We start from the raw sequence: 14,896 nt of genomic DNA, 5'->3' as shown, positions 1-14,896 counted from the left end.
ATGGGTAAAGAACTTTTTCCTGATTTTATCAAAGAACATTATGAAATTCATGAGTGGAAACATGCTATTGCTATTTTAAAAAATGATTTTGTTGATGAGTGGAGTGATATAATACAGGTACTAAAAGACTTTCGTTTTAAGAAAAGCTGGATTACTGTAGGAGGAGGTGAAAAATCTGAAATATCGAAATCAATAGATAAATCTTTTGCAGAATTAGGTTGGAAAGAAAAAACGTTTTCAACCAAAGTTATAGTAGATGAAAATTCTTTAGACTCTCCGACCCATAAAGTTGATTGTTATAAAAATAGAATAGCATTAGAAATTGAATGGAATAATAAAGATCCTTTTTTTGATAGAGATCTAAATAATTTTAGACTTTTATTTGATTTGCGTGCAATAAGTATAGCTAACGCGACTAGCATTATTCCTTAGAATCATATAAGATAAAGCTTTTAATTATGGTAGAGATGAAAGCATACAGTCAGGATTTAAGAGATAGGGTAATCAGTCTGCACAATACTTCTAAATATAGAATAAAAGCAATATCAGACTTATTGGGTATAGAGCGTCATACGATATCAAATTGGATTAGACGTTATAAAGAAAATGGAGACTACAGCTCAAGACAACATATGCAAAGTGGACGTGATGCTAGGTTTACTAATAAGGAGCATATAATTGAATTTTTAGCAAAGAATCCTGATAGCCGAGCTATAGATATAAGAGATGCAGTAGCACCCGAGCTACCAATGAGCACATTTTATGACACGCTTCATAGAATGAAGATTACATATAAAAAAAAGAGCCAAAATACAAAGGCAGGAATGAAGAAGCCAGAAAACAATTTGTAGAATATATTGATAAAATAGCATCTGACAAACTTGTGTATTGTGATGAAATGGGGGTAAGTAATAATATAACCATGTTGTACGGATGGTCAGAGAGAGGAGCCAGATCTTACGCAGAGCAAGGAGGTTTTGCTACTGAGAGAGTAAATATAGTTGCTGGTTATAATGAGGGCACCAAAGAATTAATTGCTCCATTAGAGCATTCCGGTTATATTGATAAGCAATTATTTAATCAGTGGGTAGGTGAGCTATTATGCCCATCACTCAAACCTGGACAATTTGTAATAATGGATAATGCGAGTATTCATAAGTCACTGTTGGTAAAGGAATTAATAGAAAAAGCGGGTTGTACTCTTATTTATCTACCGGTCTATTCTCCAGATTTAAATTCTATCGAACACTGTTGGGCTAATTTTAAAAATTACCTGAGAAAAATTATTAAAAACTTTAAAGATTTTCGTGATGCAATAACAGCAGCAATGGTACAAACCTTCCCGTGTTAGCTATATAGGAATTATAATAACTAGATGTACAGAGTTACAAAAAATATTTAATTCTATCGGTAAAAGTAGCTCATATGGTGCTTCTACTACCCATATATCTAAATTACTTCCAAAAATTGAAGGTGGCGGTGGGGGAGGTTGTCCAATTTTAGTTTTTGGTATTACTAACAAATTATACATAGAGGATTAAGTCGTGAGTAATATCGTAACAGCGAAAGAAGATTTTGAAAATAATGTAAAAGGCAAATTTCATACTATCCTTGCTGATCCTCCTTGGCAATTTGAAAATAGAACAGGTAAGGTCGCCCCAGAGCATAAAAGACTAAATCGCTACTCCACATTAAAACTTGATGAAATAAAAAATATTCCTGTAGCAAATTGTATTCTTGAGCCAGCACATTTATATTTATGGGTTCCCAATGCTCTGCTTCAAGAAGGGTTGGAGGTAATGAAAGCGTGGGGCTTTACTTATAAAACAAATATAATTTGGTCTAAAATTCGCAAAGATGGCGGACCTGACGGTAGAGGGGTAGGATTTTATTTTCGCAATGTTACGGAAATAGTCTTATTTGGTGTGCGAGGAAAAACTGCTCGTACTTTAGCCCCTGCTAGAAGCCAAGTTAATTTAATAAGTAGTAGAAAGCGAGAGCATTCTAGAAAGCCTGATGAATTATATGAATTAATAGAAAAATGTAGCAAAGGACCTTATTTAGAGCTTTTTGCTAGAGGTACAAGACCGAATTGGAAACAATGGGGTAATGAAGTAGAGGATTATAATCCTAAATGGGTAACCTATTCAAATCATTCGCAAGTAACAAAACAAGAAGATATAAGTTACAGAGATAGGAGTTTGATTATTAAAAAGTCTGCTTGAAAAATAAAATATGATCAATTATTTAAAATCTTTTTTTCTATACGAGATAATAAAAGGCTTGGCTTTGACTTTAAAATATTTCTTCAAAGCTAAAGTCACTATCAATTATCCCTATGAGAAAAGCCCAGTTAGCCCAAGGTTTAAGGGTGAGCATGCTTTGCGTCGTTATGAGAATGGCGAAGAGCGTTGCATCGCTTGTAAGCTTTGCGAGGCTATTTGTCCGGCACAGGCAATAGTCATTGAAGCAGATGAGCGGGAAGATGGCAGTAGACGTACCACCCGTTATGATATAGATATGACTAAATGTATTTATTGCGGGCTATGCCAAGAAGCATGCCCTGTTGATGCAATAGTTGAAGGTCCTAATTTTGAGTTTGCCAGCCTAACCCATACTGCCCTTATTTATGATAAAGAAAGATTGCTGCAAAATGGTGATCGCTGGGAGCAAGCACTAGCTAACAAGTTACATAAGGATTATGAGTATAGGTAGACGCTGCGGTTAAAAGCTTTAAAATGCTTTACTATTTTCCAAATAGAGCTTCGTCTACTGATTTTATATTAATAATGCCAAATTAACAAAAATATATTCTTGATAAACACAAAATTATGTACTATAGTTAGTACTTAATTAAATGCTTATTATAGTTATAATTATGGAGCATATTTACGCAAATTTAACAGTTAGTATATCGGAATTTAAGAAAAGTCCTACTGCTTTACTTGATAAATCTAATGGTAAACCTGTCGCTTTACTAAATCATAATAAACCTACCGCTTACGTAATTCCTGCTAAACTATATGAACAAATAATTGAAGCTCTAGATGATCAATATTTACTAGAACTTGCTACAATTAGGTTAAAAGATAAATCAAAGGCAATCAAGGTTAATATAAATGACTTATAGTCTGGAGTTTATCCCTGTTGCTAAAAAAGAGTGGGACAAACTCGATTCTACCATAAAGGAACAATTTAAAAAGAAATTAAAGGAAAGACTTAAAACTCCTTGTATATACCTTTAATACTTCAAGATTTGGCAAGCCAAATTTCGGGATTCGTCTTTGCTCACGTAGTTTATCTACGTTCCGCAGACTCACCGCTTATTTGACTTACCAAATCTTGAAGTATTAAAGGTATACCCAAAGACGCAATAAGCGGTGGAAATAACTTATATAAAATAAAGCTAAAGTCGGTTGGTTATCGATTAGTATATGAAGTAGATGATAATCGTATCATAATACTTGTACTTGCTATTGGTAAAAGAAATCGTAACGAAGTTTATAATAAATTATCCTCTCGTCTTTAAAATTTCTAATTATATTATATGTTTTGTTACATAATTCAATATAATTTTAATTAAATAAGCGTTATTATATCTTTAATAGGTACAACAGTTATATTAATTGCTAATTGATATTTTTTTGTCCCAGGATATATAACAAATAATTCATCCAGTGCTAAATATTGTATAGCCTTATGCATAGAGGAAGTGAGAGTAGGGGCGTCGCTAAACTTAAACTCAAAGCCTAGCTTTAAACCTTTATGCTTTATGAATAAATCGAGTTCCCCTTCTTGATGTATTCCCCAATAATAGCAATCCTCGCTTCGTTTATCAAATAGCCTTATTATTTGTTCTAAAGCAAAGCCCTCAAAACTAGCTCCTAGTTTTGGATTTTTTAATAATTGTTCTTGTGAATAAATATCAATTAAATGATGAAATATGCCTGAATCAGTAAAATATATTTTAGGTCTTTTTTTCTGACGTTTAGAAATATTTTCAAACCATGGATATAATTGACGTATCATAAAAGTACCGGATAAGATATCCAGATAATTTTTTATAGTATGGTCACTGATTCCTAAGGATTTTCCAATTTCAGAAGCATTAAAAATATTTCCATGATAATGAGCAAGCATAGTCCAAAAACGGCGTAATGTAATTGGCGGAATCAAAAATCCAAGGTTTGGAATATCTCGTTCTAAAAAAGTTCTAATATATTGTTCAAGCCAATCAAATCCTGTCTCGGGATAAAGGTAGCAATTCGGAAAGCCACCAAATAAATGTAATTGTTTTATGTTATTTACTTCCAATAAAGAAAAAGGATGTACCTCAATATAGGATATTCTACCGGCAAGGGTTTCTGAGGATTGTTTAATTAAATCTCTTGAAGCACTACCTAATATTAAAAATTGTTGTTCTATATTTTTATCGGCTAGAACTCGCAGCGTAGGAAATAAATTTGGTAATCTTTGAATTTCATCAATAATAATTAAGCCTTTTTTATTTTCAAGTGCTATATAAGGATTCTCTAACGCTGCTAAATCTCTGATATCTTCTAAGTCAAAAAAATGTACGTCCTGATGCCCGTGAGCAAATTGACGGGCTAGTGTGGTTTTACCGCATTGTCTTGGACCTAGAAGTGCTACTATCTTATGACTTAAAAATTGAGTTTTGATTTTTTCTAAATATTTTGGACGTTCAACAATGGCTTTCATAAATCACAATATTTGATCTTTAAGAAAATTATATCATGAAATTTCGAACTTTGCATTCGAAATTTCATATTATTCATCAATTTTTGATAAAGATATATCTTCTCGCACTCCTCCAATTTCCTTAAATACCTCAATAGCTCTTGCTCTAGATAGCCCATAATCTACTATCGGTTCTAGGTAATGATCATACATTTTGTGGAAATTAATATTGTGGATAATATGTGGTGGGACATTTTTTAAGGCAGGTAAATATTTCTTGATATACTCAGCATCTGAGTCAAAATTTTTCCCTTGAGTATAGGGGTTAAAAATACGGAAATAAGGCTGAGCATCAGTACCACAAGAACTTGCCCATTGCCATCCGCCGACATTAGAAGCGAGTTCGTAATCCATAAGGTACTGAGCGAAAAACTCTTTACCTTTCCGCCAGTCTAAAAGCAAATTCTTGCTGAAAAAACTAGCAACGATCATCCTTGCCCTATTATGCATCCAGCCGTCACCGACAAGCTGCTTAACTGCTGCATCAATTATAGGATAACCAGTCTCGGCATTAATGAATTTATCAAAATACTCTTTCTTATTATTCCAAGGTATTTTGTTTTTATATTTTTCTAAAAATTCCTCATTAACAGTATTTGGAAAATGATATTGTCATTGTCAAATAAAAAGGGACCACTAAATTACGTAAAAAAGGGACCACTTTATTTAAAATTTTTTATGTCATATTACCTCCAGATTTATAGTTATTAATACGATAACTTTTACCTGTGATGTTTAGTATATGTGCATGATGTACTACTCGATCAATAATTGCATGAGTTAATAACTCATCAGCAAATATTTCATTCCATCTTTCAAAATCCTTGTTTGTGGTGATAATGGTAGATTTATTTTCATATCGTTTAGCAATAATATTAAAAAAATCATCTACTGAATGTTTTGGTAATTGCTTAAAACCTAACTCATCAAGAATTAATAAGTCAAATGATAAGAGTAATTTAACTTTTTTGTGATAGCTATTATCTGCTCTTGCAATATGTAAATTATAAAGCATATCCGATACCGTAGTAAAATATACAGAGTATTCTCGTGTTAAAGCTTTTAATGCTAATCCAATAGCAAGATGAGTTTTGCCAGTTCCAGAATTACCTATGAATATGACATTGCCCTTAGTATTAATATAATCACAAGTAGATAAATCACTTATTACTTTGGTATCAATACTTGGTTGGAACTGAAAATCAAAGTCTTCTAAATTTTTAGTTACCGGTAATTTAGCAGCATTTTTACGACGACGGTAATTATTATCCTTACGGTGAGATTTTTCATCTTCACATAATAGTGAGAGAAATTCTTTAAATCCTAGTTTATTATTTTGAGCATAAATAATCCTTTCATTTAAGCTATTGACTATACCTGATAATCTAAAACTACGTAGGTCATTAAGCAAGTTCTGCATTCTGACCTCCAAACTCTGGCAATGGTAAGTTTACTGCATTACTATTTAAGATATTCTTAATTTTAGAGTAAGAACTTATACCGTAATGTAATGCTCTATGACAGGCTTTATCTATTAACTCATCATTGTAAACCTTACGTAAAGAAATAATACCTCTGGCACAACGTTGCCAATCATTTACTCGTGTTTGTTGTAATAACTCTAATAATAAACTGCAATTATTGCCTATCTGCTGCATTTGTTGTTGATAATGTTCGCTATATTCTATAAAACCTGGGCATAGACGTTTATATTTGGCATAATGAGACGGATTAGTGGTAAATATTCCTTTGCCATCTACTCTAACGTGCCTTGCTATTAAATCATTTTGTATAGAAAATATTTGAACAAGGTTTGGTGATAATTGTACCAATACTTCACTGTATATATATTTTGCTGGTACGGAATAATAATTATTATCTATGGTGATATGACAATCTTTTGCTACTTTTCGATTATGCCACGATGATAAATCAAACGTTTCTAATGGTAAGGGCATTAAATTATTACTTTCTTCTTGCTCAAATAGTTCCTGAGGAATTTTTTTAGTAGTACCATGTATTCGGTTATTTGCTTTATTTAACCAGTTTGCAAGATCGTGTATTAATTCTTCATATCTATGAAATTTACGTCCAGCAAAAAAATTATTTTTGACATACTTTATGCCTGATTCTACTTTGCCTTTTTCTTGAGGTTGATATATACGACAAGGAGAAAGTAAAATCCCATAATGATCAGCTAAACGTTTGTATTCCTTCTGATATACAGGCTCATAGAAATTGCTATCTACCACCCCAGCTTTAAGATTATCAAGTTTTATTACTTTTGGACTACCAGCAAAATAATTAAATGCATTGATATGACATTGTATCCATGTTTTACAACTTTGATCAAACACTACTTCATAATAATCAAGGCGACTATAGCTTAAACGCATATTAAACACATATGCTTTAACTCTACGCCCTTGGGCATTATACTGTAAGCCTATGTCACCAAAATCTACTTGTGCTTCCTCTCCTGCTAAAGTATGAAAACGAATGCAACTGTTATTCTGAATCTTATATTTTTTGATATAACGGGTTAGCGAACCATAACTTTTTGTATAACCTTGAATTTTTAACTCTTCAAAAATTCTTATGTAACTTAGATTCTTTTCTAATAACTCAATTATTTGTTCGTGCCAAGAATCCAGTGCTGAAGATCGTTCATAGGGTGCAGGATATTCTGTACCAGACTCTACGTAACGATTTATTATTTTTCTTACTGTTTTACGGTCTATCCTTGTTAGTTTGGCAATATTTCTTTGACTGTTGCCTTGCTTATAAAGGGTGATAATTGTTGTGTACATATTTATTCTTATCATTGTATCACTAGATATTTATTTTAATTAATTATCTAGTGAATATTGCACATTATAACCTTATTAGGTTACACCAAATTCTCTGGTCCCTTTTTCGTGCAATTTAGTGGTCCCCTTTACTTTAGCAATGACAATGATATAGAATAGTTGCGTAAAACTCTCCCCAAATTAGTTCATTAATCCACGTTATACTACCCGGGTTTGAGGTAGCGTTAAAAGCCTTACGATAACATTCTCTTATCGATACAAGCCCAAACCTTAAATAAGGTGAGATGGTACTTGTGCCGTTAAGATATAAAAAATCCCGATCGATTTTGTAACGATTTATTCTTCTCATGATGAATTTATCTAAAACATTCTGAGCATTTTTAGGCTGCCAAGCTCATCTTCTTTATAGACGTAACCGATTTGTTTTAATGCTTCAGATTCCCCTACATTTAGGTCAATAGTTTTCAGCTCTATACTTTTGGGTGTATATAATTTATCCTCTAAATTATAGCTATAATTTGTTAGTAGCTTATTATGTGATATACTTCCATTATCCGCTATAAATTTACGAAAAGCCTGCATATAAGGAGTATATACTTTATAAGGCTTATTATCTTTCGTTAAAACTCTATCAGGCTTTATAAGTAAATGATCACAATATAAATTAAGCGTGCAATCATTACCTAACAACTCCTGAACTTTTTTATCACGTTCTATATTGTTTGGCTCATAATCTTCATCAGCATAAATATTTTCAATTTTTAAGGTAGCTGCGAGTTTTGGAATGATATCTAAAGGGTTGCTGTGAAATACTAACAGCTTCCCTTTTAGCTTTTTAAGTTCATCATTAATTAAACAAAGTGTGTTTGCTAAAAAGGAAAGCCGTCTGTCATATGGATTTTTAAACCTTTCTAAAATAGTGGTATCGAAAATAAAAATTGGTAGGATTTTATCAGAATTACGAAGTGCTGCTGCGAATGATTTATTATCATGCAGCCGCAAATTACGCCGTAACCAAACTATAGAAGTTTTGTTCATATATGCTCGATTGTTGTAGTTTTTCCGTCATGAGCTACGCGACTAAAAGAAGTGTGGCAATTTCGTGAAAATGTCCTGAGATTGCAACAGAGCTTCGCTCCTCGCAATGACGTTTTTTGAGCCACGGGATGACACAGCTAAAATTATTTCAGTTCTTTGCTTATTAATCCTTTTAGCTTCTCTTTTGCAGCCTCTCTAGAGAGAAAACTTGCATAAGAATCGTGATGTTCTTTATCTTCAATAAAGTGTACAAAGAAAACTTTGCGGTTATCTTTTTGTAACCATCCTATAAACCAACCTATTTGACGATCTTTTAACTTTATAGTTCTGTCTTCATTAAGACGATTTCCGCTCCCTGTTTTAGCATAAAGCTTCCATCCATCTGCAAAATCTTCGATAAACATAATATTTATTGGTCATTTCCTGAGCTTTAAGGCTTACAGGTAATTGAGCTGCTGCAAGTTTTTGTAGGAAAGCAATCTGTTCTTCAGGTGAAATTTCTAAAGAGCTAGAAAGCCACGCATTAGTTAAACCATTGTTCTTTCCTTTATCTCCTGAAGTATCTTGGTTACCATAATTAAATTTTGTTACGTAATTATGGAACTTTTCATAACCTAATTCTTTAGTAATAAGACGTGAATACCAAAGACAGCTATTTTTCATCCAGTCTTTAGGTGTATGTGGCTGTTTCCAAACTTCAAGATAATCGTCATAACCATCTTTAAAAGGTAATTTTGGATGAGTTTCATCAATTAAAAATCCGTTATCATAACCCATTAAACTTAAAACAATTTTAAAGGTAGAACATGGAGCATAGCGTGATTTGCAATCACCATCTTGTTTAATAAGCTTATCATTTTCCTTAACTAAAAAGCAATCTGCTTTAGCTGCAAAAGATGCAGTAAATGATATTAACGCAGTTAAGTATAAAGTAATTTTTTTCATTAGTTTTAACTTTTTTAGGTTTAGTATATTTCCTGAGATTGATCTTTTTCGCTAGGCACGTAATCAAAAACGTCATTATTATAATTGTTGTCTATAATTTCGCTGTCATCTTCAATTATCAGGATGTTATTGATCTTAAATGCTTCCATAATAGAACCACCAGGCGTGATTTGACCAGTTGCTCTATCTACAGCTTGTAATCTTATTGAATCAGGTACTTTAAAAGGCAATGATGGCTCATTTTTATAAGCATTACTCATAAAATCAACAAAAATAGGCAGTACTACGCTTGATCCTGTTGCTCTTCTTCCTAAAGTTCTTGGCGTATCATACCCAACATAACTACCCACAACTATTTTAGGCGTGAAGCCTATAAACCATGTATCTTTACTATCGTTACTAGTACCGGTTTTTCCGCCGATAATTTTCCCTAATTTCTTTGCGGAGTAAGCAGTCCCTCTATCTACTACACCTGTTAAAAGTGAGGTAATTTGATAGTCACTTGCTGCATCCGTGACCATATAAATATTTTCTGCCGGAATTTCTAATATAGCGTTATCTAAATCATTATCTGAAACGTTACAAGTTGTACATTCTCTATCATCTCTGCGATAAATAACTTTGCCGTTACGATCTTTGATTAATTCAACAAAATGCGGCTTTATTCTTTTACCACCATTAGCAATAATGCCATAAGCATTAGTTATTCTCTCAAGCGTTGTTTCAATAGAACCAAGTACCATAGAATAGACTTTTTGCGGATTATCATTAATTCCGAATCGCTTAATTATATCAACGATTTTGGTGAGTCCCACCGCAGTTGCTACTCTAACTGTTACAAGATTACGGGATTTTTCAAGTCCGGTACGCATAGTAATCGGTCCTAGAAACTTACCCTCATAATTTTTAGGTCGCCAGCTAGGCATGCCTGGACCTTGCGAAATCTCAATAGGACCGTCATTAAAAATCTGATTTGGTTTAACGCCATTTTCAAGGGCTGCTAGATAAACAAAAGTTTTACTTAAAGAACCAGGTTGACGAAGTGCCTGTGTTACCCTGTCAAATTTACTAGCAAAGAAATCATATCCGCCGACGCTTGCAAGTACCTGTCCAGTATTTGGATTCATGACCATAATAGCACCGTTTACTTCTGGAATTTGCCGTAAGGCATAATAATCTTTTACAGGTTCTACAACTATTACATCACCCTTTGTTAGTAGCTTTTTAGCTGATTTAAGCTCACTTTTTGCCCATTTCATTTCAGAAATAGGGATTTTAGATTTAGCTCCGCTTGCAAACCCGATCTCAGCTTGAGTATCAGTAACTTCTAAAACTACAGCGATTTTATATTCTAGAAGCGATGGTGTGGTTGGTAATTTTTTTAGTTCTTCTTGCCAGTTATTAAGTGAAATAGTAGCTATAGCTTTTCTGAAACCACGTTTTCTATCAAAATCTCTAAGACCTTTTCGTAGTGACTCTTCAGCAAATTTTTGCATTTTAGCATCTAAAGAAGTAATAATAGTAAGACCGCTAGTATAAAATTCATCTTTACTACCTAGCATTTTAATTACTTCATCCCTAACTTGCTCAGCATAATAATCGGCCGTAACAGTTTCATCCTGATCTCGTTTTCGTAGCGTAATTGGACTATCTACTGCCTCTTTTGCTGCATCGCTTGTGATATAACCATCTTCTAGCATTCGCATTATTACATAATCACGACGAGCTTTAACCCTAGCATAATTTTTCTCAGGATTAAGTTCAGAAGGTGCTTTAGGTAATGCTGCAATAAAAGCTGACTCTGCAATAGTTAGCTCCTCTACTGATTTGTTAAAATAATTTTGTGCGGCGGTAGCAACCCCATACGCACCACGCCCAAAAAATGTTTGATTGAGATATAATTCTAAAATCTGATCTTTGGTAAATACTCTTGAGATCATATAAGATAAAATTGCTTCTTTGATCTTACGCTGAAACGATACTTCATTGGTAAGTAGAAAATTCTTTACTACCTGCTGAGTAATAGTAGAAGCACCCTCCATACGCCTATGATGAAGAAAATTTGATATGTTAAGAAACGCTGCCCTAACTATTCCAAATAAATCAACCCCTTGGTGGTTATAGAAATTTTTATCCTCTGCAGCAATAAAGCTTTCTTTTAATGAGGTAGGAATACTGTTAATTGGGATAAATACACGCCGCTCGAAAGCATATTCCTCCATTAATTTTCCATCACGAGAATAAATACGGGTTACCGAGGGAGGATAATATCTTGCTAGCTGTCTATAATCAGGTAAATCACGGGAATAGTAATATATTATATAAGAGACAATTCCGCAGCCTATTAAAAAAAGCAAAGCAAGAATTTTTAAACAAAAAAATAGAGATTTATACATTTTAGTTTTATTATTTTATGGGTTGCCACGCTCCTTACAATGACGATCTTAAATTATATCTCCACTTAAACTATTAAGTGCTGCTTTAGTAATTTTTACCTCAATAATTTTACCAAGTAAATCTTTATTAGGGTTTTTGATATATACGGACTGCATATAAGGTGTTTTGCCTATGATTTGATCATCAAATTTACCATTACGATCAAATAAAACTTTCATAATACTTCCTACACAGCTTTCATTAAAGGCTAGCTGTTGATTTGATAATTCTTGCTGTAAGATAGTTAATCTTTCTGATTTAATATGTTCAGGCACTTGATCGTTTCTTGTCGCCCCTGGGGTACCAGGACGTGGGCTATATTTAAATGAATAGCACTGACCATATTTTACTTTACGGACTAAATCTAAAGTATCGGCAAAATCTTCATCTGTTTCGCCAGGAAATCCAACAATAAAATCAGAAGATAAAACTATATCAGGTCTTGCTTTTCTTAAGCGATCAATTATATCAAAGTAATAATCCCGATCATGTTTGCGGTTCATTGCCTTGAGTATTTTATTTGAACCTGATTGCACTGGAAGATGTAAAAACGGCATTAATTTAGGCTCTAAGCCGTGCAAGCTTATTAAATCATCTGTCATATCTATCGGATGTGACGTGGTATAACGTAATCTCTCTAAATTTGGAATTTTTGCTAAATGCCTTATCAAATCAGCAAGAGTAAATACTTTATCGTCTGATGTTTTGCCGTGATAGGCATTAACATTCTGTCCAAGCAGCATGATTTCTTTAGCACCGCTGCTAACTACCTTTAAAGCTTCTCTATAAACTTGCTCTACATTTCTTGAAAATTCAGCACCTCTAGTATAAGGTACTACGCAAAAAGTACAAAACTTATCGCACCCCTCTTGCACTGATATAAAGCTACTAGCTCCTTGCGGATATAACTGCTCAGGTAATTGGTCAAATTTTGCTTCTTCAACAAAATCAAGATTGATTAAGTGTTTTTCGTGTCTAACAACTTTAGAAATTAATTCGGGTAAGTTATAATAAGATTGAGGACCAACTACGATATCAACATAAGGAGTTCTGGTAAAAATTTCTTCGCCCTCAGCTTGTGCAACACAGCCAGCTACTACTATTATTGCTGAATTTAAACCTTGTTTTTTTCGTGCATCTTGTAATTTTTTAATGCGACCAAGTTCCGAATAGGTTTTTTCTGCGGCTTTTTCTCTGATATGGCAAGTATTTAAAATAATGACATCTGCTTCCTCGATATTTTCTGTAGGCTCATAGCCGTAAGGATATAGCAAGTCCTGCATCTTAACGGAGTCATACACATTTATCTGACATCCGTAAGTTTTAATATAAAGCTTCTTACTCATATATAATGTTTTGTAATACCTTAAAAGGTCTACATTATAATATATTTAAATAACTTTATCAAATTTTAAATAATATTCGAGGGAAGTATTGTTTAGGTTCTATGCATTTTTAAAAAATGCATAGAATTTAGAATTTGTGTAAATTCTAGATAGGTTATATGAAAATAAAAAGAAAGATAATTATATTATTTCACATTTAGAGTGATGTTTAGTACCTCCTAGTTTTTTAACGTTATTATCTTGTTCTTGCTGCAAATCTCCATGATGAAATGGTGTAGTAACCATTCCTGCTAGATTTTTGGAATCTTGCTGTGTTTGTTGTACAAAAGCTTTGTTTGCTTCAGGGTTATAAGTTTTTTGGAATTCTTTAAATAATTCTTCTGCAGTTTTTTTTTCTTTAGACATAATTTTCTCCTTTTTTAGTTTTGTGATTGATTATTTTATAGACGAATGAATTATATCTCCCTACCTATTTTTTTTTTGATTATTAATTTGTGGTTGTACATTTTGCGATATAGTTTTTTTAGGTTCTGAATTAGTTAAAGAATCCTTTATTTTATCGCATTGATGCTGAGTTTTTACATTTTGACGTATTTTTTTATCTTTTTCATCTAGCTCTTTATTATTTGTTATTGCATCATGTTGATTGTAAAGTAAAACATGTTTTTGCTTTAATTGTTCATGTTTATCAGGGCTTCTAGTATGTTCTGTTTTTTCTATAGCATCTTTAAATTGTTTTATGTGTATGTGATCTTTTTCATGCGATGATTTTAATTTATCGAGATCACTCTTTATGTTTTGTCTTATTTCTCGAACTTTTTCTAATAATTCCTTATTCGCTGCTAGCTTGTCATGATTAGTTTTTAATTTATTTATTTGCTCTGGGGTTAAATGTTGTTTTTTTATTTGCGATAAGCTGTTAATTTCTTTTTCTAGCTCTTCCTTTTCTTGCTGAGCTTTCTCAAATACTTCATTTATTCCTTTCTCTTGTTCTTTAAGCCCTGCAAATTTTTGTCTACGCTCTTCTACTTCTTGATGAGTTAGTATATTTTTATCTACAGCTTTTTCATCAATTGTTATCTCCCCTTTAGAATCTTTTTTTACCATTTCTTCTAGTGGGGTATATAATTTTTTATACTCTTCTAGATTTTCCTTAAATTTATCGTGTTTAGTATTAAGCTCTCTAATTTGTTCTGTTACTTTTGCTTTATATTTTTGTATTTCTTCTTGTTGTAGTTGCTGTTGTAATTTTTCTAAGTCTCTTGCATAAGTTTCAGAATTAGATTGTATTTCAGAAGTTTCTTGCTTTTTTATTATAGTGTTTTGAATTTCATCAATTATATTATTAAGATAACTATTATCAGATTTTAGCGATCGTATTTGACTTGCTAATCTACTTAACTCTGTAGGATTATTAGTAGCACTTACTTGAGAAAGGATAGATTTAATCTCATTAGAAATTTGAAGATCATCTATCTGTTTCTTGCTTATATTTTCTTTATTACTCACAATAACCTTTTATATCTATTGCTCTCATTACAAAAAAACGTTAGCAAATAGTAA

General features: G+C 32.5%; 17 protein-coding genes and 3 pseudogenes. 8 read left to right on the top strand and 12 right to left on the bottom strand.

Annotated elements, in window-relative coordinates; genetic code table 11:
* The 7 genes from AAGD54_RS00725 to AAGD54_RS00695 all read left to right on the top strand — a co-directional run bounded on the left by AAGD54_RS00725 (position 1) and on the right by AAGD54_RS00695 (position 3,130).
* Positions 1-432 (top strand): BglII/BstYI family type II restriction endonuclease, encoded by a 432-nt coding sequence (locus tag AAGD54_RS00725; protein WP_341794747.1) that lies wholly within the window; start codon positions 1-3, stop codon positions 430-432.
* Positions 433-458: 26 nt separating this feature from the next.
* The gene (locus tag AAGD54_RS00720; protein WP_341794304.1) at positions 459-851 is read left to right on the top strand and encodes an IS630 transposase-related protein; all 393 of its coding nucleotides are present in this window, start codon (positions 459-461) and stop codon (positions 849-851) included.
* Between the two features lie 5 nt (positions 852-856).
* Entirely contained in the window at positions 857-1,351 is a 495-nt protein-coding gene (locus AAGD54_RS00715) for an IS630 family transposase (RefSeq protein ID WP_341795144.1), read from the top strand.
* 4 nt (positions 1,352-1,355) lie between these two features.
* On the top strand, positions 1,356-1,541 hold the full coding sequence (locus AAGD54_RS00710) for a BglII/BstYI family type II restriction endonuclease (protein WP_341795143.1): 186 nt from the start codon (positions 1,356-1,358) through the stop codon (positions 1,539-1,541).
* Between the two features lie 3 nt (positions 1,542-1,544).
* On the top strand, positions 1,545-2,225 hold the full coding sequence (locus AAGD54_RS00705; RefSeq protein ID WP_341794746.1) for an MT-A70 family methyltransferase: 681 nt from the start codon (positions 1,545-1,547) through the stop codon (positions 2,223-2,225).
* Positions 2,226-2,235: 10 nt separating this feature from the next.
* On the top strand, positions 2,236-2,715 hold the full coding sequence (nuoI, locus tag AAGD54_RS00700) for an NADH-quinone oxidoreductase subunit NuoI (protein ID WP_341788682.1): 480 nt from the start codon (positions 2,236-2,238) through the stop codon (positions 2,713-2,715).
* 163 nt (positions 2,716-2,878) lie between these two features.
* Positions 2,879-3,130: a type II toxin-antitoxin system prevent-host-death family antitoxin gene (locus AAGD54_RS00695; protein WP_341788683.1), complete on the top strand. Its 252-nt coding sequence runs from the start codon at positions 2,879-2,881 to the stop codon at positions 3,128-3,130.
* A gap of 103 nt (positions 3,131-3,233) precedes the next feature.
* Here the strand turns inward: AAGD54_RS00695 and AAGD54_RS09415 are convergent.
* Positions 3,234-3,333 (bottom strand): annotated as a pseudogene (locus tag AAGD54_RS09415) (diaminopimelate epimerase); the annotation flags it as partial.
* Positions 3,334-3,349: 16 nt separating this feature from the next.
* Between AAGD54_RS09415 and AAGD54_RS00690 the strand changes: the two are divergent.
* Positions 3,350-3,529, top strand: a complete 180-nt coding sequence (locus AAGD54_RS00690; protein ID WP_341795142.1) for a type II toxin-antitoxin system RelE family toxin — start codon at positions 3,350-3,352, stop codon at positions 3,527-3,529.
* Between the two features lie 50 nt (positions 3,530-3,579).
* Here AAGD54_RS00690 and AAGD54_RS00685 read toward each other — a convergent pair whose 3' ends face one another.
* From AAGD54_RS00685 to AAGD54_RS00635, 11 genes and pseudogenes are all read right to left on the bottom strand, one after another.
* Positions 3,580-4,719 (bottom strand): ATP-binding protein, encoded by a 1,140-nt coding sequence (locus AAGD54_RS00685; protein WP_341788684.1) that lies wholly within the window; start codon positions 4,717-4,719, stop codon positions 3,580-3,582.
* Positions 4,720-4,788: 69 nt separating this feature from the next.
* A complete protein-coding gene (locus AAGD54_RS00680) occupies positions 4,789-5,313 on the bottom strand; it encodes an FAD-binding domain-containing protein (protein WP_341795141.1) in 525 nt (174 codons plus the stop codon).
* Between the two features lie 121 nt (positions 5,314-5,434).
* Positions 5,435-6,178, bottom strand: a complete 744-nt coding sequence (gene istB / locus AAGD54_RS00675; RefSeq protein WP_341794290.1) for an IS21-like element helper ATPase IstB — start codon at positions 6,176-6,178, stop codon at positions 5,435-5,437.
* Complete coding sequence (istA, locus tag AAGD54_RS00670; protein ID WP_341794291.1) at positions 6,162-7,568, bottom strand: IS21 family transposase; 1,407 nt, start codon at positions 7,566-7,568, stop codon at positions 6,162-6,164. The genes istB and istA overlap by 17 nt, the downstream gene beginning before the upstream one ends.
* A gap of 360 nt (positions 7,569-7,928) precedes the next feature.
* On the bottom strand, positions 7,929-8,606 hold the full coding sequence (locus AAGD54_RS00665) for a deoxyribodipyrimidine photo-lyase (RefSeq protein WP_341794745.1): 678 nt from the start codon (positions 8,604-8,606) through the stop codon (positions 7,929-7,931).
* A 143-nt stretch (positions 8,607-8,749) separates the two neighbouring features.
* A pseudogene (locus AAGD54_RS00660) lies at positions 8,750-9,026 on the bottom strand (penicillin-binding transpeptidase domain-containing protein).
* A gap of 93 nt (positions 9,027-9,119) precedes the next feature.
* Positions 9,120-9,383, bottom strand: a pseudogene (locus tag AAGD54_RS00655) (penicillin-binding transpeptidase domain-containing protein); the annotation flags it as partial.
* Between the two features lie 188 nt (positions 9,384-9,571).
* Positions 9,572-11,947, bottom strand: coding sequence for a penicillin-binding protein 1A (locus AAGD54_RS00650; RefSeq protein ID WP_341794744.1), 2,376 nt, complete (start codon positions 11,945-11,947; stop codon positions 9,572-9,574).
* Between the two features lie 48 nt (positions 11,948-11,995).
* Entirely contained in the window at positions 11,996-13,333 is a 1,338-nt protein-coding gene (gene miaB, locus AAGD54_RS00645; RefSeq protein WP_341794743.1) for a tRNA (N6-isopentenyl adenosine(37)-C2)-methylthiotransferase MiaB, read from the bottom strand.
* A 180-nt stretch (positions 13,334-13,513) separates the two neighbouring features.
* Positions 13,514-13,738, bottom strand: coding sequence for a hypothetical protein (locus tag AAGD54_RS00640; RefSeq protein ID WP_341788689.1), 225 nt, complete (start codon positions 13,736-13,738; stop codon positions 13,514-13,516).
* A gap of 60 nt (positions 13,739-13,798) precedes the next feature.
* A complete protein-coding gene (locus AAGD54_RS00635; RefSeq protein WP_341794742.1) occupies positions 13,799-14,842 on the bottom strand; it encodes a hypothetical protein in 1,044 nt (347 codons plus the stop codon).
* Positions 14,843-14,896: the final 54 nt, after the last annotated feature.

Origin of the sequence: Rickettsia endosymbiont of Rhinocyllus conicus (assembly GCF_964026465.1) — a bacterium.
Lineage (GTDB): Bacteria > Pseudomonadota > Alphaproteobacteria > Rickettsiales > Rickettsiaceae > Rickettsia.
The sequence above is the reverse complement of the archived record's forward strand: the minus strand, read 5'-3'. Positions and strand labels throughout refer to the sequence as shown.